Annotated in this window: 17 protein-coding genes and 1 pseudogene; 1 reads left to right on the forward strand and 17 read right to left on the reverse strand. The window is 37.7% G+C overall.

What is annotated here, in order from left to right:
* The 3 genes and pseudogenes from IQI_RS09430 to rpsU form a co-directional block, all read right to left on the reverse strand.
* Window positions 1-241, reverse strand: a pseudogene (locus tag IQI_RS09430) (UV DNA damage repair endonuclease UvsE); the annotation flags it as partial.
* Window positions 198-644 carry a GatB/YqeY domain-containing protein gene (locus tag IQI_RS09435; protein WP_064091447.1) on the reverse strand — a complete coding sequence of 149 codons (447 nt, stop codon included), beginning with the start codon at window positions 642-644 and terminating at the stop codon, window positions 198-200. The gene IQI_RS09435 and the pseudogene IQI_RS09430, both read right to left, overlap by 44 nt.
* A 14-nt stretch (window positions 645-658) precedes the next feature.
* Window positions 659-832 (reverse strand): 30S ribosomal protein S21, encoded by a 174-nt coding sequence (rpsU, locus tag IQI_RS09440; protein ID WP_032087602.1) that lies wholly within the window; start codon window positions 830-832, stop codon window positions 659-661.
* Between the two features lie 351 nt (window positions 833-1,183).
* Here rpsU and IQI_RS09445 point away from each other — a divergent pair, with 351 nt between their 5' ends.
* Window positions 1,184-2,119 (forward strand): Na/Pi symporter, encoded by a 936-nt coding sequence (locus tag IQI_RS09445; RefSeq protein ID WP_064091446.1) that lies wholly within the window; start codon window positions 1,184-1,186, stop codon window positions 2,117-2,119.
* Window positions 2,120-2,150: 31 nt separating this feature from the next.
* Here the strand turns inward: IQI_RS09445 and deoC are convergent, their stop codons facing one another.
* The 14 genes from deoC to gpr all read right to left on the reverse strand — a co-directional run bounded on the left by deoC (window position 2,151) and on the right by gpr (window position 19,581).
* Window positions 2,151-2,822 carry a deoxyribose-phosphate aldolase gene (gene deoC / locus IQI_RS09450; RefSeq protein WP_064091445.1) on the reverse strand — a complete coding sequence of 224 codons (672 nt, stop codon included), beginning with the start codon at window positions 2,820-2,822 and terminating at the stop codon, window positions 2,151-2,153.
* Window positions 2,823-3,014: 192 nt separating this feature from the next.
* On the reverse strand, window positions 3,015-4,679 hold the full coding sequence (locus IQI_RS09455; RefSeq protein ID WP_064091444.1) for a glycoside hydrolase family 13 protein: 1,665 nt from the start codon (window positions 4,677-4,679) through the stop codon (window positions 3,015-3,017).
* A 239-nt stretch (window positions 4,680-4,918) separates the two neighbouring features.
* Window positions 4,919-6,262: a tRNA (N(6)-L-threonylcarbamoyladenosine(37)-C(2))-methylthiotransferase MtaB gene (mtaB, locus tag IQI_RS09460; RefSeq protein WP_064091443.1), complete on the reverse strand. Its 1,344-nt coding sequence runs from the start codon at window positions 6,260-6,262 to the stop codon at window positions 4,919-4,921.
* 5 nt (window positions 6,263-6,267) lie between these two features.
* Window positions 6,268-7,020, reverse strand: coding sequence for a 16S rRNA (uracil(1498)-N(3))-methyltransferase (locus IQI_RS09465; protein WP_064091442.1), 753 nt, complete (start codon window positions 7,018-7,020; stop codon window positions 6,268-6,270).
* A gap of 31 nt (window positions 7,021-7,051) precedes the next feature.
* The gene (gene prmA, locus IQI_RS09470) at window positions 7,052-7,993 is read right to left on the reverse strand and encodes a 50S ribosomal protein L11 methyltransferase (RefSeq protein WP_064091441.1); all 942 of its coding nucleotides are present in this window, start codon (window positions 7,991-7,993) and stop codon (window positions 7,052-7,054) included.
* Between the two features lie 24 nt (window positions 7,994-8,017).
* Window positions 8,018-9,142, reverse strand: coding sequence for a molecular chaperone DnaJ (gene dnaJ / locus IQI_RS09475; protein ID WP_064091440.1), 1,125 nt, complete (start codon window positions 9,140-9,142; stop codon window positions 8,018-8,020).
* A 270-nt stretch (window positions 9,143-9,412) separates the two neighbouring features.
* Complete coding sequence (gene dnaK / locus IQI_RS09480; protein ID WP_064091439.1) at window positions 9,413-11,242, reverse strand: molecular chaperone DnaK; 1,830 nt, start codon at window positions 11,240-11,242, stop codon at window positions 9,413-9,415.
* A 37-nt stretch (window positions 11,243-11,279) separates the two neighbouring features.
* The gene (gene grpE / locus IQI_RS09485) at window positions 11,280-11,858 is read right to left on the reverse strand and encodes a nucleotide exchange factor GrpE (protein ID WP_064091438.1); all 579 of its coding nucleotides are present in this window, start codon (window positions 11,856-11,858) and stop codon (window positions 11,280-11,282) included.
* Between the two features lie 122 nt (window positions 11,859-11,980).
* On the reverse strand, window positions 11,981-13,015 hold the full coding sequence (gene hrcA, locus IQI_RS09490; protein WP_064091602.1) for a heat-inducible transcriptional repressor HrcA: 1,035 nt from the start codon (window positions 13,013-13,015) through the stop codon (window positions 11,981-11,983).
* Between the two features lie 86 nt (window positions 13,016-13,101).
* A complete protein-coding gene (gene hemW / locus IQI_RS09495; protein WP_064091601.1) occupies window positions 13,102-14,265 on the reverse strand; it encodes a radical SAM family heme chaperone HemW in 1,164 nt (387 codons plus the stop codon).
* A 66-nt stretch (window positions 14,266-14,331) separates the two neighbouring features.
* On the reverse strand, window positions 14,332-16,167 hold the full coding sequence (lepA, locus tag IQI_RS09500) for a translation elongation factor 4 (protein ID WP_064091437.1): 1,836 nt from the start codon (window positions 16,165-16,167) through the stop codon (window positions 14,332-14,334).
* A 330-nt stretch (window positions 16,168-16,497) separates the two neighbouring features.
* Window positions 16,498-16,833, reverse strand: coding sequence for a DUF3679 domain-containing protein (locus IQI_RS09505; protein ID WP_064092415.1), 336 nt, complete (start codon window positions 16,831-16,833; stop codon window positions 16,498-16,500).
* 17 nt (window positions 16,834-16,850) lie between these two features.
* Window positions 16,851-18,056, reverse strand: a complete 1,206-nt coding sequence (gene spoIIP / locus IQI_RS09510; protein WP_064092416.1) for a stage II sporulation protein P — start codon at window positions 18,054-18,056, stop codon at window positions 16,851-16,853.
* Window positions 18,057-18,444: 388 nt separating this feature from the next.
* Window positions 18,445-19,581: a GPR endopeptidase gene (gene gpr, locus IQI_RS09515; protein ID WP_082892670.1), complete on the reverse strand. Its 1,137-nt coding sequence runs from the start codon at window positions 19,579-19,581 to the stop codon at window positions 18,445-18,447.
* Between the last annotated feature and the right edge of the window lie 139 nt (window positions 19,582-19,720).

A 19,720-nucleotide genomic window follows, 5' to 3' on the forward strand; every position in this document is an offset into this window, starting at 1 on the left:
GCTTCTCACAAAGATATAAAGCATCCGCTGCACTAAACACCGTATCGTCATTCTCTAACATAATCATTCGTTGAAGTGAACAGGGGTCAAGCCCAATTATGTATAATTGCTCCAATGCCTTCTCCTTGTCATCATAAGCTCCTCCAACATGAAGCACACACCGGTGAGTGGGATCAATGCCCATCGGGTTTTTTATCTTATGATAGATGTTGAAGAACAAGTTTGTTGACGAGAGCTCCATCGGCTTTCCCTTTTAATTTAGGCATGATTGCTCCCATCACTTTACCCATATCAGCTTTAGTAGTAGCACCTACCTCAACCATTGTTTCTTGAACAATGGCTGAGACCTCTTCTTCTGAAAGCTGTTTAGGCATATATATTTCGACGTAAGTCAGTTCTGTTTGAATTTTCTCAACGAGATCTTCACGACCTGCGTTTCTAAATTCTTGGAGGGAGTCTTTCCTTTGCTTCACTTCACGAGAAAGGACAGTCAACTCTTCGTCTTCAGAGAGTTCCTGTTTTCCATGTTTAATCGCTTCATTTTGAAGTGAAGCCTTAAGCATACGGATAACAGAAAGTTTCTCTTTTTCTTTATTTTTCATCGCTTGTTTCATATCATCATTTAAACGAGTGAGAAGACTCATGCTTACACCCTCTCTTAGAACTTACGTTTTCTTGCTGCTTCTGATTTCTTTTTGCGTTTTACGCTTGGCTTTTCATAAAATTCGCGCTTTCTAAACTCTTGTAAAGTTCCTGTTTTAGAAACTGAGCGTTTGAAGCGACGAAGAGCATCTTCAAGCGATTCGTTTTTACGAACAACTGTTTTTGACATCTCTCTTTCCCTCCCTCCGAACACACTACACTTACATGTTCAAGTCAAGAAAATGGATAGGTCCATTTTTCCTAGACGTAAGATCATTTAAGCTCTAACGTCCTTTACTTCACCAATAGGTATGGCTTCGCCCTTGTTGTATTTGTCACAAGGGGACAGAAAGTGTATGTCTTTCTTGGATGAAATTCTTTATTTACATAAAGAAATCCATGTACTTTGCCATTATAATATATGTCTTGAGATAGGTCAACAATTTCTATATAATTGCTTGTTTAAATAGGCATGTCTCTTATCTTTTCCCATACATTATATAAATGAAAGTAGAATTCTCGTCTAAAAGGGAGGAGGAACATGCTATTACATATACTTGCCTTTATATTTTTTATATTATGTTTTTTAACCGGTATGACCTGGTTAAGAACTGGCCTCTTTAATATTGCAAACACGAAAATTAAATCCGTGCTCCACTACTTAACAAACACAGCTACTAAAGGGGTTTTCACTGGTACCATTGTCACTGCTCTTATTCACAGTAGTTCAGCAGTAATGGTGTTAACTGTTGGACTTGCCTCTTCTGGACTTATTCCTTTTAGGCAAACAATTGGCATAATGCTTGGTACTAACATTGGTACTACCTTTACCCTTGAAATGTTCACTTTAAATATGAATTATCTTATTATCCCTTCTATGGTTTTGGGAGTTATTATGTATGCTCTTCCTTCTCCAACATTGAAAAGTACTGCTTTTATATGTATCGGCTTTGGACTGATTTTCACTTCTATACAGGCTATTCAATGGTTAGCAACACCATTAACAAAACATGAGTCATTACGATCCTATATTCTTGAAGTAAATGAACACCTGTTTCTTGCTTTATTCATTGGATGTATCTTAACTGCCACTATTCAATCAAGCACGGTAGTGACAGGCGTAACGATGGGATTTCTTGCTGCTAACTCCATTGATTTGGATGCAGGAATTGCTATTATGCTTGGAGCGAATATCGGAACTTGTATTACTGCATTTATAGCCAGCATCGGCGGCGGGAACGAGGCCAAATTGACAGCCTATGCACATATTTGGCTAAATGTATTAGGAGTTTTATTCTTTCTCCCTCTCATTCCCATTTTAAGATCCGTTGTTCAATCTTTAGCCCATTCTCCAGATTTACAGCTCGCTCATGCCAGTGTAATTTTTAATATCCTATGCTCCCTTCTAGTTCTGCCATTTGCTCATTCATTCGCCCGTTTCATTGAAAATCTTCACCTACCAAAAAAAGCTGAATGAGGCATAGCCTCATTCAGCTTTTCTATAGTTATTAATAATCAGAATCACTTGTTAAACCTTGTACAATTTTCACTCCAGAGCTCGCTCCAAGACGAGTAGCTCCTGCATCGATCATTGCTTTAGCATCTTCAGCAGAACGGACTCCACCAGAAGCTTTCACACCTAGATCTGGTCCTACAGTTTTTCTCATAAGAGCGATATCTTCAACAGTCGCTCCTCCAGTAGAGAATCCTGTTGATGTTTTTACATAATCAGCTCCAGCTTCTACAGCTAATTTGCATGCTTTCACTTTCTCTTCGTCTGATAATAGACAAGTTTCAATGATTACTTTTGAAAGTGCCTTACCTTTTGAAGCAGCAACTACAGCTTCGATATCACGTTTCACAAGTTCATCATCACCGCTTTTTAATGCGCCGATATTAATAACCATATCAACTTCCGTTGCACCCTTTTCAATAGCATCCTTTGTTTCAAATGCTTTCGTTTCAGGAGTAGAAGCTCCTAATGGGAAACCAATTACTGTACAAACTTTTACTTCTGTACCTTTTAATAATTCACTTGAATATTGAACCCACGTTGGATTTACACACACAGAAGCGAATTTAAATTCTTTTGCTTCCTGACAAAGTACTTCTACTTGGTCCTTCGTTGATTCAGGTTTAAGTAAAGTATGATCAATCATACTTGCAATATTTTTTAACATAATCGTTATCTCTCCTTTAACAGATGTACGTACCTCTCTTATCATATCAAAAAGGGACAAGAAATACGAGTATTTATTATAGTATCTCCTAAAGATTCCATAAATAAAGTAAACCCTTTCAATATAATTTTCATGTTTTTCCAAAAAAACACAAAACAACCCAGAAAAGAATTCCAGGTTGTTTATTTTTTGTTATTTTAATCGATATACTCTCGCTTCGTAAGGTAGAAGAGACACCTTACTCATTTTTTGATGATCTTGAACATTATAGTTATTTAGGAGAAGATTGGAAAAATAAACCTCTATATTCCCTAAGTCACAAACTGCTGCTTTGGTGGATAGGTTGGTGATGACAACCATGGCCTCATTCTCCGTTGTTCGTGTATAAGCATAAATTTGTGGATCTTTCTCAAGAAGAAGATCATAGGTTCCATAAGTGAAAATATCTTCCGTTTTCTTTAATGATATCATTTTTTTGTAGAAAGCAAGGATTGAAGTATCATCCTTTTCTTGAGCTCTTACATTAATGGTTTTATAGTTTGGATTCACTTTCATCCATGGTATTCCAGTTGTAAATCCACTGTTTTCTTCATCTGACCACTGCATTGGTGTCCGGCTGTTATCCCGGGAAGAAGCCCAAATAATTTCCATGATTTCCTGATGCTCTACACCTTCTTCGCGCTTTAGACGATATAAATTTTTCACAGCTACATCATCATAGTCTGTGATAGAAGGGAATTGAACATTTGTCATACCAATTTCTTGTCCTTGGTAAATAAACGGTGTTCCTTGCATTAAGAAATACATCGTTGCCATAGCGGTGGCACTTTCTCTCCATAATTCTTTATCATTCCCCCATGTAGATACAACTCTTGGTTTATCATGGTTCTCGATAAATAGAGCATTCCAACCATTGCCTTCAAGTCCTTTTTGCCAACGAGTCAATACTTTCTTTAACTCAACGATATCTAGTTCTGGATTCGTTTCAGCATCCCATAACCCTAAATGCTCAAATTGAAAAATCATATCCATTTTCCCATTTTCTTTTCCAACCCATAGCTCAGCTTCATCAGCTTTCACACCGTTTGCTTCCCCGACTGTCATCACATCATAGTTTGAATACGTACGGTCTTTGAACTCTTGTAAGAATGTATGGATTCCTTTTTGATTCATGTGCATGTCAAAAGAAGACACATATTTCTTCTTCTTAGGATTTGGCATGTCAGGTAGACCTGGTCGTTTTTTAATATGGCTAATAGCATCAATTCTGAAACCGTCAATTCCTTTATCTAGCCACCAATTTACAGTATCATACAGGGCATCTCGTACCTCTTCATTTTCCCAATTCAAATCCGGTTGTTTGGTTGAAAATACGTGAAGAAAATATTGATCCGTTTCCTCGTCATATTGCCAAGCAGACCCACCGAAGATACTTTCCCAATTATTAGGTTCTTTCCCTTTAATACCATCTCTCCAAATGTACCAGTCACGTTTAGGATTTCTCTTAGAACTGCTTGATTCAATAAACCAAGGGTGTTCGTCACTAGTGTGATTTAGAACAAGATCAATGATCAGCTTCATGTCTCTATTATGAACTTCTTGAAGCAATTGATCGAAATCTTCCATTGTACCGAAATCTTCCATGATATCTTGATAATCCGAAATATCATATCCATTATCATCATTAGGTGACTTATACATTGGACAAATCCAAATGACATCTATTCCTAGTTCTTTAATATAATCTAATCGTTGAATAACCCCTTGTAAATCTCCAATTCCATCTCCATTTGAATCCTGAAAACTTCTCGGATAAATTTGATAGCCTACTGCTTCTTTACGCCACGCCTTCTTCATCGTAACACCTCATCAAAGTATAGTAAGATACAAACGCTTACATTTCAATGCAATCGTTTGCATTAATTAGATAAAAAAAGAGCATAATTCAAATACGTTAACAATAATAGTTTACAACCTTCTTGTGTACATATCAATAGATAATTTGGAAGAAAGCAGAAAAAGAAATCGATTACAAATAGTATACTAGTAAAATAAAATGAGTCACCTCTTTGTATAAAGAGGTGACTCACTATGAGTTAGATAGCGGCTTTTTCTTCTGATTCTAAATCATCTTCAAGGACACGAACAAATTGTCCTTCATTTATTGGATAACCGGCTTTAGTAATTTTCACTCTAACTAATTGACCGACCATTTCTTCCGTTGCAGGAAACACTACTTTTAAATAGTTGTCAGTATACCCGACATAAAGATCATCTCCGTAAGGTTCTTCTGGAATAACCTCTAATACTTCATTTTCAAAATGAGAAGCATATTCTTTTGCCAGTTGATTTGAAAGTCCAATTAAACGATGCACTCGTTCATTCTTAACCTCTTCATCAACCTGGTCATCCATACGCGCTGCCGGAGTACCGGTGCGCTTTGAGTATGGGAATACGTGAAGCTCAGAAAATTTGTGCTCGTTTATGAAGTTATAGGTTTCCATAAACTCTTCTTCTGTTTCACCTGGAAAACCAACGATAACATCAGAAGTAACAGCAAGACCGGGTAAAGCCTTCTTGAGCTTGTCTAGTCGTTCAGCAAAGAACTCCATCGTGTATTTTCTACGCATTCTTTTAAGAACCGTATTAGATCCTGATTGCAAAGGTACATGAAGATGTCTAACAACAATGTTCGATTGGTCTATTACTTCAATGACTTCATCTGTTAATTGACTGGCTTCAATGGATGATATTCGAATTCGCTTAAGACCCTTCACCTTCTGTTCAAGATCTTTAAGAAGCATGGCAAGGTTATAATCCTTCATGTCTTCTCCGTATCCACCTGTATGGATACCCGTAAGGACAATTTCTTTATATCCAGCATCAACAAGCTGTTGGGCCTGGTGAATGACTTCTTCAGGATCACGAGATCTCATCAGACCACGCGCCCAAGGGATGATACAAAATGTACAGAAATTATTACACCCTTCTTGAATCTTTAAAGATGCACGTGTTCGATCCGTAAAGGCCGGAACATCTAATTCTTCGTATACACGATTTTTCATAATATTTGTTACGCCATTAATAGGCTGTCGTTCTTTTTTATATTCTTCTATATAGGTAAGCATTTTTCTTCGGTCTTGTGTACCAACTACTACGTCTACTCCAGGAATCGCCATGATTTCAGCAGGAGATGTTTGAGCATAACAACCTGTAACACAAATGACTCCGTCCGGATTCTTTCTAATTGCCCGACGGATTACTTGTCTACTTTTTTTATCTCCAGTATTAGTTACTGTACAAGTATTGATGACATAAACATCTGCAATCGAATCGTATTCAACACGTTCATATCCTTCTTCTTTAAACAATTGCCAAATGGCTTCGGTTTCGTAGTGGTTCACTTTACACCCTAAAGTGTGAAACGCTACTGATGGCATTACAATCACCTCATTAATTCTAATTGATAGCTAATGGCAGAAAGGACGTACAAAGGAGCCGTCTCTGTACGCAGTATTCTAGGGCCTAATCCACATGTCAAAAAGCCTTCTTCCTTACAAAGCTGTATTTCCTTATCAGATAATCCACCTTCTGGTCCAAACACAACAAGAACACTTTGTCCTTCTTTAATGCTCGTTAGTGTTGTAGAAAGATTGCCTTTTTCTCCTGCTCTAGCTTCTTCTTCATATGCAACGAGTTTATAATCAAACTCTTGACCTAGCTTTAGTAATTCTTTCAGAGAAACAGGTGAAAGCACTTGGGGAATCAAAAGTCTATGAGACTGTTCAGCAGCCTCTTTCACAATCTTTTCCCAACGTTCAACCTTTTTTTTAGCTTTTTTCGCATCCCATTTTACAATTGAGCGATCCGCATTAAAAGGGATAAATTGAGCTGCCCCGAGCTCCGTTCCCTTTTGAAAAATCAACTCTAATTTATCCCCTTTCGGCAGGCCGCTCGCAATGGTTACTTTAATTGGTAATTCTACTGTTGTTGTTTCCCATTGTACTATTGATACTTCAACGGAGTCACTGGAAATCGTTTCAATACGTGAAATGGCTGATGCTTGATCATTAAATACGACGAAAATGTGATCATCTTCCTTCATTCTCATTACACGAACAATGTGATGATAGTCTTCACCAGTAAGATAGATAGGAAGTTCCTCATTGTAAGCTTCATCTATAAAATATCTTTGCATTCAGTCTCACTCCACGTCTTCTATTAGGGTCCTATAAAGGTTTTTTAGCGATAATGGCAACCCAGTCTTCCATTACCATAACCTCTTCAATGATAAAGCCAGCATTCTCCAGGGAATCTCGTACCTCTTGTTTTTTAGGCTGAATGATTCCAGATGTAATAAAATAGCCCCCTGGTTTCACAAGGTTATAGGCATCTTCAGTAAAACGTAAAATAATTTCAGCTAAAATATTTGCCACAATAACATCTGCCGGTTCACTAATGCCATTAAGCAGATTATTTTCTTCAACAGTTACTACTTGCTGCACTTTATTCAGCTTTACATTTAACCTAGCTGATCGGACGGCAACTTCATCCAAATCATATGCATCCACTTTACTCGCCTTTAACAAAGCAGAGGCAATCGAGAGAACCCCTGAACCCGTTCCTACATCAATTACCGTGTTCTGCTCCCGTACGATACGCTCTAAGGCCTGGATACACATAACCGTTGTAGGATGAGTACCTGTACCAAACGCCATACCAGGATCAAGCTCAATGATCAATTCATCACTATGAACCGGGGTATAGTCTTCCCAAGTAGGAACAATGGTGAATTTATCAGAAATTTTTACAGGATGGTAGTATTTCTTCCAAGCTGTTGCCCATTCCTCTTCATTCACTTCTGAGATCTCTACTTTATTTTCTCCTATATCAATATCATAGGTAACAAGGTTTGTTATTCCTTGCTTGATCTCTTCCACTGTTTCACCTAAAAAACTATTAACAGGTAAGTAAGCTTTTACTAATACACCTTCAATTGGATAATCATCAGGATTGAGTTGGTAGATTTCTCCAAACATATCTTCTCTTTCTTTAATTAAATCAAAAGGGTCTTCAATAACCACTCCGCTAGCTCCTGATTCATGAAGAATGTTTGAAATCGGTTCAATCGCTTCATTCGTAGTTAGAATACTGATTTCTGACCATTTCATTTATCCTACCAACTCCATTCTGAGTTATTCGCCTTTAAAGGCTTTTTTTACTTTATCAAAAAAGCTTTCATGTTGTTCATCTGGAATTTGCCCACTAATATCAGCAAATTCTCGTAGTAGCTGCTTTTGCTTTTCAGTTAGTTTTGAAGGAGTTACTACCTTCATTTGTACATGCTGATCTCCTGTACCATATCCACGTACATTTGGAACACCTTTACCTTTAAGTCTAAATTTCGTACCTGTTTGTGTGCCAGCTGGAACTTTCAGCTTGACTTTACCATGTAGAGTAGGTACTTCGATTTCATCACCTAAAGCAGCTTGTGCAAATGTAACTGGCATTTCACAGTAAATATCATCCCCATTACGCTCGAAAAACTCATGAGAGCGAACATGGAACACAACATACAAGTCACCTGAAGGACCACCATTAATACCCGGTTCTCCTTGACCTGTCACACGAAGTTGCTGACCATCATCAATTCCAGCTGGAATCTTTATATTAATTTTGCGGCGTTTTTGCACTTTACCTGCTCCACCACATGTCGTACATTTCTCTTTAATCTGTTTTCCTGTACCATTACAATAATGACACACTCGTCTGTTTACAATGCGTCCAAAAGGAGTGTTTTGCTCAACGTTTAATTGACCTGCTCCTTTACAATGTGAACATGTATCAACCTTTGTTCCTGGTTTTGCTCCAGATCCATGACATGTATCACATTCTTCTTCTTTAGGAATTTCGATTTCTGTATCTTTACCAAAAACCGCTTCCTCAAAAGTCAAGGACATTGTGTACTGGAGGTCCGCTCCTTGTCTAGGTGCGTTAGGGTCTCTTCTTCGACCGCCTCCGCCACCAAAGAACGTATTAAAGATATCTTCGAAGCCACCGAAACCGCCGCCGAAGTCTCCTCCGCCACCAAATCCCTGGTTAGGATCTGTATGTCCAAAGCGATCATATTGAGCGCGTTTCTGATCATCACTTAACACTTCATACGCTTCTGATATTTCTTTGAATTTTTCATTAGCATCCGCTTCTTTATTAATATCCGGATGATATTTTTTAGAGAGCTTGCGGTATGCTTTTTTCATTTCGTCTTTTGAGGCGTCTTTCCCGACACCAAGAACCTCATAATAGTCCCGTTTACTCATTAAAACACCACTCCCGAATCCTTTGCATAAAGGTTATTTTAACATTGTATATGATGGAATATCAATAAAAACCGAGATTTGGATTTTCCCTCTGATATTCCTATCCATTTCAATAGGTCCATTCATAGAAAAAGTCAAAGCCAAGAACCGCCCTGACTTTGACTTTTTACTTTGCTCTGTAACGTGAAGTATAAATCAGTGAGGAGAATCTTTATAGATTCCCTCACACTAAAATCAATTGCAACATTATCAGAGCCTGTTCCTTACCTATTATTTCTTGTCATCATTTACTTCTTCATATTCTGCATCTACAACATCGTCTTCATTTCCAGCTTGACCTTCTTCACCTTGAGCCGCCTGAGCTTCAGCTTGAGCTTGCTCATAAAGCTTCATTGTTAAGCTTTGAACGATTTCTTGAAGTGCATCTTTCTTTTCACGGATTAGATCTAAATCATCTTTCTCGATTGCTTCTTTCAGTTCAGCTTTAGCATCTTCCGCTTTCTTCACTTCATCTTCTTCTACTTTGCCTTCAAGGTCTTTTAACGTTTTTTCCGTTTGGAAAACAAGTTGGTCTGCTTCGTTACGAAGTTCAACTTCCTCTTTACGTTGTTTGTCTGCTTCAGCATTTTCTTCTGCCTCTTTAACCATACGTTCTACTTCATCGTCAGAAAGGCCAGTAGAAGATTTGATTGTAATGTTTTGCTCTTTTCCTGTTCCAAGGTCTTTCGCACTAACATTTACAATTCCGTTTTTGTCGATGTCGAATTTAACTTCAATTTGAGGTACTCCACGTGGTGCTGGTGGAATATCTGATAATTGGAAGCGTCCAAGGGTTTTGTTATCCGCTGCCATTGGGCGTTCACCTTGTAATACATGGATATCAACAGCTGTTTGATTGTCAGCAGCAGTTGAGAAAGTTTGGGATTTAGATGTTGGAATCGTTGTGTTACGTTCAATCAGCTTCGTAGCTACTCCACCCATAGTTTCAATTCCAAGTGAAAGTGGTGTTACGTCAAGTAATACTACATCTTTTACGTCACCAGTCAGAACTCCACCTTGAATCGCTGCACCCATTGCTACAACCTCGTCAGGGTTTACACCTTTAGAAGGCTCTTTTCCAGTTTCTTTTCTGATTGCTTCCTGTACAGCCGGGATACGAGTTGATCCACCGACAAGAATGATTTTATCAATTTCACTTGCAGATAGACCAGCATCTTTCATCGCTTGACGAGTTGGTCCCATTGTACGCTCTACAAGGTCTGAAGAAATTTCTTCGAATTTCGCTCTAGTAAGGTTCACTTCTAAGTGAAGAGGACCTGCTTCTCCAGCTGTGATGAAAGGAAGAGAAATTTGAGTTGACGTAACACCTGAAAGATCTTTCTTCGCTTTCTCTGCTGCGTCTTTAAGACGTTGTAGAGCCATTTTATCTTTAGAAAGGTCAATACCGTTATCTTTTTTGAATTCAGCTACTAGGTAATCGATGATTACTTGGTCAAAGTCATCTCCGCCAAGACGATTGTCACCGGCAGTAGAACGTACTTCGAATACACCGTCACCAAGTTCAAGGATGGATACGTCGAACGTACCGCCACCTAGGTCATAAACAAGAATCGTTTGATCTTCGTCCATTTTATCTAAACCATATGCCAGTGCAGCAGCAGTTGGCTCGTTGATAATACGTTCAACTTCAAGACCAGCGATTTTACCAGCATCTTTTGTTGCTTGACGCTCAGCATCATTGAAGTAAGCAGGTACTGTGATAACCGCTTTTTCAACTTTTTCCCCAAGATAGTCTTCTGCATATGATTTTAAGTGTTGAAGAATCATAGCTGAAATTTCTTGTGGAGTATATTCTTTTCCTTCAGCTTCTACTTTGTGATCTGTCCCCATGTGACGCTTCACTGAGATGATTGTATTTGGGTTTGTAATAGCTTGACGCTTCGCTACTTCCCCAACCTGTTTTTCTCCATTTTTAAACGCAACAACTGAAGGCGTTGTGCGGTTTCCTTCTGCGTTTGCAATGACCTTTGGCTCTCCACCTTCAAGTACTGATACACATGAATTTGTTGTACCTAAGTCAATACCGATAATTTTACTCATAGTAAGAAACCTCCCTATTAATCTTATGTAATGTTATTTATTGATTTACCTTTACCATTGATGGACGAATAACTCTGTCCTTGAGTTTGAATCCTTTTTGAAATTCTTCAACTACGACGTTGCTTTCAAAATTTTCATCTTCCGTTTGCATCACTGCCTGATGCAAATGAGGGTCAAATTGTTGACCTACGGCTTCAATTGCTTCGACGCCCTCTTTTTTTAGGGCTTCAGTGATACTGCGGTGAACCATTTCCATTCCTTGAAGCAACGTTTTCGTTTGATCGTTCTCAGCTTCTATATTTAAAGCACGCTCGAAATTATCAAGTGCTGGCAAAAGTTCAGTAATAAGACCTTGAGCACGATATTTTTCCTTCGCTTCGTTCTCAACATTCACACGACGGCGATAGTTATCGAAATCGGCTCTTAATCGAAGATAACGATTTTCAGATTCATTCAGCTTTTCTTGAAGTTGTGAAAGCTCATCTGATTCATGTTCTTCTGTCGCTTCCTCTACTTGAGGTTCTTCAGCAAATACTTCTTCAACAACCTCTTGCTCGTTGTTATCTTTCTTTGCTTCTTCTGTCTCTTGTTGTGCTTGCTTTGTTTCTTCAGACATAACATTCACCTCCTTATAAAAATCATCCATACTAAACATTACATGACAGTCGAACTCTGACACCAGAAATCAGCTCATAGATGAGATTTCCAGGTCTATTTTACCTTTATACAATATGTCCACTAATCTTCACTTTGATACAGTTTCGTAAGAACCTTCGACATATCGTTTGAGAAGAAATTAAGTAAGCTTACGACACGGGAATACTCCATCCGAGTAGGTCCGATAATCGCAATAGAACCTAATTGCTCTTTACCAATAGAATAAGTAGCGGTTATGAGACTGCAATTCTCCATTGCAAGATGATTATTTTCTTTCCCAATTTTAATATTCACTCCTGATGAGGATGGACGAATCAAATGATAAAGACTCTCTTCTTGATCAATCATTTCCAGTAACATGCGTACTTTATGAACATCATGAAACTCAGGCTGATTCAGCATATTAGTCTTGCCCCCAAAGAACAGCTTATCTGTACCCGATGGATTAAGAGAATCTGTGATCGAGTGTAGGATAAAATCATAATTCTGGATGTGCTCTTTAAGTACCAGAGCGACTTCCTTGAAGATCTTATCATTTAGTTCACTAATTGGAACTCCTGACAAACGATCGTTTAAAATATGCACTAATTTCTCAAGCTCAAGAGCATCCATCGTCGGAGGAATTTGAAATAATTTATTCTCAACATGTCCGTTATCCGTAACGATAATGGCAATGGCTGTGTCTTTATTTAGAGGAATGAGTTGAATCTTCTTCAATCTATTTTCCTTCAAATCAGGCCCTAATAGAATTGTTGTGTAATTTGTCAATTCAGAAAGAATTTTCGCTGATTTTTGAACCACTTTCTCTAATTCGTAAATCCTGTCATTAAAAATAGAACGTAATGCATGAACCTCGTTCTTGTTTAATTGTTGAGGAGAAAGTAAGTGATCCACATAATAACGATAACCTTTTTCAGAAGGAACACGTCCTGAAGATGTATGTGTTTTTTCGATAAAACCTAAATCCTCTAAATCCGCCATTTCATTACGAATGGTAGCTGAACTGAAAGAAATCTCGTCCTTTTTAGACAAGCTCCTGGATCCAACTGGTTGAGCGGAAAGAATAAAATCATCAATAATCACTTGAAGAATTAGAAGTTGTCGATCTGTTAACAACATTCATCACCCCTGTTAGCACTCTCTCAAGATGAGTGCTAAATCTAATTAATAAATTATCAAATCAGAAAAGGGATGTCAATATATTAGATTACACCCAAAAAAGATTGAAATACTTCATTACCTAAAAAGCGACCTTGTTTGGTTAAGCAAATGCTATTTTCCGATACAGTGATTAAGTTTCTATCCTTCATTTTTTCTATAGACGATTGGAATACAGATTCAATTGAGCATCCAAATTTTCTTTCAAACACAGCTTTATTAACTCCATCTACCTTTCGCAAACCTAAGAACATTTCCTCTTCCATCATTTCCCCTTTGGTCACATGATGTTCCTGAATCGTAGGTGCCTTTCCCTGTTGAATAGGTTCCATATATTTTTTCAAGGGTCCATAGTTTGAATAGCGTACTCCGTTTATATATCCGTGAGCCCCTGCTCCTAAACCATAATATTCATCATTATCCCAATAAACGAGGTTATGCTTACTTTCATATCCTTTTTTGGCAAAATTACTAATTTCATATTGATTCAGCCCATACTCCTCCATTGTATCAATCAAGATTTCATACATGTTTGCTTCTTGCTCCTGAGAAGGAAGTGGAAGATTCCCTTTTCTCATCAAGTTATAGAAGACCGTTTTAGGTTCTACAATAAGAGAATAAGCTGAATAATGGGGAAGATTAAGGTCAAGGGCTTTTCTTAAGGTATCTTGAAAATCTTCCTCTGTTTGTTTCGGTAAGCTATATATTAAATCGATACTAATGTTTGTGAATCCTACCTTTTGAGCCGCTTCTATTGATGAATAAACATCTTCACTTTTATGAGTTCTTCCAATTCCCTTAAGAAGGTCATTATTGAAAGACTGTACCCCAAAACTTAATCGATTCACCCCGTGATCTTTCAATACACGAAGCTTGTCTTCAGAAAGGTCTCCTGGGTTAGCTTCAAATGTAAACTCTCCCGTTTCAAAAGGAAGGTGAGTGTTGATTTCCGTACAGAGTTTATCAAGCTGATTAGCGTTTAAAGCAGTAGGTGTTCCTCCTCCAACAAAAATAGTTTCTAATTGTTCAGAGGCTTGATTTCTTACTCTCATTTTCATTTCTTCACCCAGGCGAGTTATATACTCATCAACTGGCTGACCTTCTAAAAAGAACTTATTGAAATCACAATAGTGACAGATATGTTCACAGAATGGTATATGAATATACGCTGATTTTACCAATTGTATCCATCCTTTAGTGTCAATCATAGAGAAAAGGGGGTAAAGTAGCGCTTGTTGATACAAGCCTCTTCCCCCCCTTTATCCAGATCAAAATTATTTTTTTGAATCAGTGTCGTCCATTTTTAAAACAGCCATGAACGCTTCTTGTGGAACCTCTACGGAACCAACAGATTTCATACGCTTTTTACCTTCTTTTTGTTTTTCAAGAAGTTTACGCTTACGGGAAATGTCTCCACCATAACACTTTGCAAGTACATTTTTACGCATCGCTTTAATTGTTGAACGGGCAACAATTTTTTGGCCAATAGCCGCTTGAATAGGCACTTCAAAATGTTGTCTTGGAATCAGATCCTTTAACTTCTCAACAATAATCTTCCCGCGTTCGTAGGCAAAATCACGGTGAACGATGAAACTTAATGCATCTACATTTTCTGCATTTAACAAGATATCCATCTTCACAAGTTTAGATTCCTTGTATCCAATCAGTTCATAATCAAAGGATGCATATCCTTTTGTTCCCGACTTTAACTGATCAAAGAAATCATACACAATTTCTGCTAAAGGAAGTTCATATACAATATTCACTCGAGTGTCGTCCATATATTGCATATCGATGAAATTACCACGTTTCCCTTGGCAAAGCTCCATAACAGCTCCTACATAATCGTTCGGAACCATTATTGTTGCTTTAACGTAAGGCTCTTCTACATAATCAACTTTTTGAGGATCAGGCATCATTGACGGGTTGTCAACCTTCACTTCTTCTCCATCTGTAAGTTGAACATGATAGATAACACTTGGAGCCGTCGTAATAAGATCAATCTTAAATTCACGTTCAATACGCTCCTGGATAATTTCCATGTGAAGAAGTCCTAAGAAACCACAACGGAAACCAAATCCTAAAGCTTGAGATGTCTCTGGCTCATATTGTAAGGCAGAATCATTTAACTCTAATTTTTCTAACGCTTCTCGTAAATCGTTATAGCGATTAGAATCAATTGGGTAAAGACCACAATACACCATCGGATTTAATCGACGATAACCAGGCAGTGCTTTTTCAGCTGGATTTTTCGCTAGGGTGATGGTATCACCAACACGAGTGTCTCCTACATTTTTGATAGCTGCTGTTAAATAGCCTACATCTCCTACTGTCAGTTCTTTCATTCCAGTAGGTTTTGGGGTAAAGACACCAATTTCGGTTACTTCAAATTCTTTGCCGGTTGCCATCATTCGGACCTTATCTCCGACTTTCACAGAACCTTCCATCACGCGAATATAAGCTACTACACCTCTATATGCATCATATAATGAGTCAAAGATTAGAGCTTTTAATGGAGCATCAGGGTCTCCAACAGGTGCTGGAACCTTTTCAACAATCTGTTCTAAAATGTCTTCAATTCCAATTCCTGCTTTAGCAGAAGCTAATACTGCATCTGATGCATCAAGACCAATAACATCCTCTACTTCCTGACGAACTCGTTCTGGGTCAGCGGCTGGAAGGTCAATTTTGTTAATGACAGGAAGGATTTCCAAATCATTATCAAGTGCTAAGTAAACATTCGCCAATGTTTGAGCTTCAATACCTTGAGCAGCATCTACTACAAGCACTGCACCTTCACATGCAGCCAAACTACGAGATACTTCGTATGTAAAATCGACGTGTCCCGGTGTATCAATTAAATGAAAAATATACTCTTCTCCATCTTTCGCTTGATACTTTAATTGCACTGAATTCAGTTTAATTGTAATTCCACGTTCTCTTTCTAAATCCATAGAATCTAGCAATTGCTCTTTCATTTCTCGTGCCGTAAGTGCTTTTGTCTTTTCTAAGATACGGTCAGCTAGGGTTGATTTCCCATGATCTATATGAGCAATAATAGAAAAATTTCTAATTTTCTGTTGTCTTTTTAATTTGTCTTCACGATTCATTCAATGTTCAACTCCTGTTATTTCCACACATGTACACTATTTTGAATTATAGCAGTAGACAATATAATATTCAATGTAAACTAGAAAAGGGCAGCTTTGTAAGCAAAACAGCTGGAAATAAAACAGGCATCCGCCTGTTGTCGATTTGCGTCGAGAAATCGGTAGCTCGTAAATAAAATGAATATTTCGCTAGATAAAGTGTATTTTTCGCAAATATATTTGAAATTTCACTCGATATATTGTGGATTTCGCAAATACCCTATAGAATTTGCCTGTCAAAAAAAGAAAAGACATAAAAACATATGTTTTTATGTCTTTTCTTCTAAATGATTAGATTAATGATGCAATAAAATCCACAAACACATTCGTAATATTCACGATCATATCTGCCAGGGCTTTCCCTATAGATGAAAATGCATTAAATGCCTTCATTTCTTCCAGTTTTTCTTTCTTCTCCTTGAGTGTCTCTGACTCTATATCATTTCCAAGAAAGGATGCCTCAACATTTCCTTGTTGATTTTGAGAGATTCCAACTGGAGATGTGAAAACTTCTCCTTCATATCCTTTCATTTCAACGATTCCATTATTCGCCTGTTCCATGCCTAAGAGAACTCCAATAAACAAAGCAGATACAAGTAGTATGCATTTAAACATAAATTTTTTCATATACTTCCACCTCTTTTTTACTGACTTACTGGTGGTGCTGAAAGATTATGATTCACCTTTTCTGCTTGCCAGTAATATTCTGCGAATACATCTGCAAACGCTTGAGCTGATCTTTCCAGTTCAGCAAACGTATTATCTACCCCACCAAATTCAAGCAGTAATGCATTGCTTGATAGATCTTGATTAAATTTCCCATTAGTTCCGCTCCCTTTTTTTGCAATAACCCCACGAGAAATACCTTTATATTTTGATTCAAGAAGTTTGTGAAGCTCCGTGGCAACTTTTAGATTTTTTTCGAAATTCGGATGCTCCTCCCCTACAACGAATGCAAGCTTGGCATACGATTGCCCATTTATTATGCCAGTCGTGACATCCCTTCTCTGGGAATCACGGTGAATATCAATCAAATATAAGAGGTCTTTGTTACTTGCCATCGCTGCCTTCACTAGAGGACGGGATTCCTGATAAGCAGAATAATAGTTTAGGCCTTTATTATTCAAGTTTTGAATGACATCGGTTTTATCTATACTTGTCCCAATGCCTTGTTGCTCCAATTGATTCTCCACCATCTCCCCTACTTTCGTGACATTGATTTGAGAATGCATGGCTGAATCAGGATTGGTCACTCCTTCTAGATAAGGTAGATAAGATTCACGGGTATGAGTGAAATAGAGATGCACCGTATCCTTGTCACCTGTCGATATAGGTGGTTTAGCATTTTTATTTGAATCAGGTTGATTTATGCTGTCTACATTCTTTAGAGAAGCTTCATTTTCTGCATTTAAGGCTTCCATTGGGGGAACAGACTCTATAGGCATATTGGTGAAATCAGTTCCCTCTCCAGCCACTAGGATATCTCCATCAAAAATAGAAAACCCCGGTAGCTCACGGCCAAGAAAACTTCTTGGATCCTCAAAACGAACATTGGTTGCTACCTGAAACATAAGAGCGGATAAACTAGGCAAATTCTTTTCTTCCTCAGTCAAAACACTACTAAATGAATGATTTTCAAAGGTTAGAATTTTATATAAAACATCTCCTTTTGCTCTCGATGCTGCTTGATTCAATGAGTTCGAGGTGATTCTGTATTCAGGATTTAACGAAGTCAGAATGCCCGTAATAGAAAAGATGGAAAGCAATCCCACTACGAAGATTAATACCGCTTTTAAAATCGTGGACATATTAATAGCTACAACATAATTGGTTGATTTATAGGATCCCATTCTTTCACCCTTTCTCATCATCACTTTAGTACAAGTTATGACTTTAATAGAAAAAGTAGAACCATAATTAGTAGTCATTATGAGGTTAAATGCGAAAGAATAAACAGAAAAAGAAGAACTTCTCTATTAATTTTTTATCTTTTTAGAAAGGCTCTATTAGAAAGCTTTAGCCTATTCATAAAAAGGAATAATACCTAATATGTTTGTTTATAAGGGAGGTTATTGAAATACATTTAGATAGGGTTAGTAGAGGAAGAATTGACCGATGGACATTTTGTCTTATTTTGAAGAATGGCATCTAAAATATTTTCTGGGGACGATAAACTGAAATTTGAGATATAAAAAGGAGCTGCCATTATTTAAAAAGAGGCAGCTCTTTTTCAAGAAATTATCTAGTATGAAAACCTGTGTTTTCTTGACTAATGGATTCATGGAGGGCAGCATTAAGACCACTGGCGATTATATTTCCCATATCCTCCATAAACACATCCACTTCTTTTGGAGTAACCATTAAATTATGGCCAATCGGAGCCAACACTTCGTGAATCAGCCTTCTTTTTTCTTGATCCTCGAGTGTCCCAACAATCCCCAGATACGTTTGGCGATGCTGTTCTTCAGGTAGGTCTTCTTCAGTAAGTTTTCTTCTTTCTCCAAAGCTCATTCCAGCAGGGGCGAGAGATCTTGAAGGGCGTCCGCCTTCTCTCATTTCCTTTCCAAAATGCTTTAAAAGAAAATCCACCGTATCACTAACAATGGTGACAGCGTCTAAAACCGTCGGGACTCCTATCGCAATAACAGGTACCCCTAATGTCTCTTGATCCAGTCCCTTACGTTTGTTTCCAACCCCTGATCCTGGATGAATACCAGTGTCAGATATTTGAATGGTTGAATTCACTCTCTCAATGGAACGAGAAGCTAATGCATCAATGGCAATAATGAAATCAGGTTTTGACTTTTCAACAACCCCGAAAATAATATCACTTGTTTCTATTCCCGTTAACCCCATTACGCCAGGTACGAGAGCACTTACAGGGCGATAGCCTTCCTGAACAGATTCAGGTTGGAGTTCAAAAAGGTGTCTCGTTACAATAATATTTTCACAAACAAGTGGTCCTAATGAATCGGGTGTAACATGCCAGTTCCCAAGTCCAACAATAAGACAGCTTGCATTTTTATCGATCCCACTATTTATAAGGAACTGATTAAATTCTTTTGCAAAAACCACTTCAACCTTTTCTTGTAATTGAGTATTTTGCTCTCGAATCCCATGTGCTTCAATGGTTAAATAATTACCAGGTTTCTTCCCGATACTTTCTTCTCCTTCAGGTGTGACGGTCACCAATGATACCTTAATACCTTCCTCTTCCCTTTCTTTTACGATTACTCCTTTAATTTCCGTTGATACATTTTTATCGTCTTCTTGATTATCATTGTTCTTATCAGCTACCACCATTTCATGGGCTTCCACTGCCAAATCCGTACGAACAGAATAAACACTTAAATCAATGTTTTCATTTTTCATCATCCACATTACCTCCAACCATAAGATCTTTTCTATTATTTTTTTAGGTTTACCTTTTTGATAGAGCTTCATTCACTTGTTTATTTTCACTCCTTAGTATTGCAATATCACCATTCGTTTGATAAAATATCATTTGTTCTTA

This window comes from Rossellomorea aquimaris TF-12 (assembly GCF_001648555.1).
In the GTDB taxonomy this organism is placed as follows: domain Bacteria; phylum Bacillota; class Bacilli; order Bacillales; family Bacillaceae_B; genus Rossellomorea; species Rossellomorea aquimaris.

What these genes read in the sequence shown, in the direction of transcription:
- IQI_RS09435 (WP_064091447.1), bottom strand. Translation starts at nt 644, where the DNA reads ATGAGTCTTCTCACTCGTTTAAATGATGATATGAAACAAGCGATGAAA.
- rpsU (WP_032087602.1), bottom strand. Translation starts at nt 832, where the DNA reads ATGTCAAAAACAGTTGTTCGTAAAAACGAATCGCTTGAAGATGCTCTT.
- IQI_RS09445 (WP_064091446.1), top strand. Translation starts at nt 1,184, where the DNA reads ATGCTATTACATATACTTGCCTTTATATTTTTTATATTATGTTTTTTA.
- deoC (WP_064091445.1), bottom strand. Translation starts at nt 2,822, where the DNA reads ATGTTAAAAAATATTGCAAGTATGATTGATCATACTTTACTTAAACCT.
- IQI_RS09455 (WP_064091444.1), bottom strand. Translation starts at nt 4,679, where the DNA reads ATGAAGAAGGCGTGGCGTAAAGAAGCAGTAGGCTATCAAATTTATCCG.
- mtaB (WP_064091443.1), bottom strand. Translation starts at nt 6,262, where the DNA reads ATGCCATCAGTAGCGTTTCACACTTTAGGGTGTAAAGTGAACCACTAC.
- IQI_RS09465 (WP_064091442.1), bottom strand. Translation starts at nt 7,020, where the DNA reads ATGCAAAGATATTTTATAGATGAAGCTTACAATGAGGAACTTCCTATC.
- prmA (WP_064091441.1), bottom strand. Translation starts at nt 7,993, where the DNA reads ATGAAATGGTCAGAAATCAGTATTCTAACTACGAATGAAGCGATTGAA.
- dnaJ (WP_064091440.1), bottom strand. Translation starts at nt 9,142, where the DNA reads ATGAGTAAACGGGACTATTATGAGGTTCTTGGTGTCGGGAAAGACGCC.
- dnaK (WP_064091439.1), bottom strand. Translation starts at nt 11,242, where the DNA reads ATGAGTAAAATTATCGGTATTGACTTAGGTACAACAAATTCATGTGTA.
- grpE (WP_064091438.1), bottom strand. Translation starts at nt 11,858, where the DNA reads ATGTCTGAAGAAACAAAGCAAGCACAACAAGAGACAGAAGAAGCAAAG.
- hemW (WP_064091601.1), bottom strand. Translation starts at nt 14,265, where the DNA reads ATGATTGACACTAAAGGATGGATACAATTGGTAAAATCAGCGTATATT.
- lepA (WP_064091437.1), bottom strand. Translation starts at nt 16,167, where the DNA reads ATGAATCGTGAAGACAAATTAAAAAGACAACAGAAAATTAGAAATTTT.
- IQI_RS09505 (WP_064092415.1), bottom strand. Translation starts at nt 16,833, where the DNA reads ATGAAAAAATTTATGTTTAAATGCATACTACTTGTATCTGCTTTGTTT.
- spoIIP (WP_064092416.1), bottom strand. Translation starts at nt 18,056, where the DNA reads ATGGGATCCTATAAATCAACCAATTATGTTGTAGCTATTAATATGTCC.
- gpr (WP_082892670.1), bottom strand. Translation starts at nt 19,581, where the DNA reads ATGATGAAAAATGAAAACATTGATTTAAGTGTTTATTCTGTTCGTACG.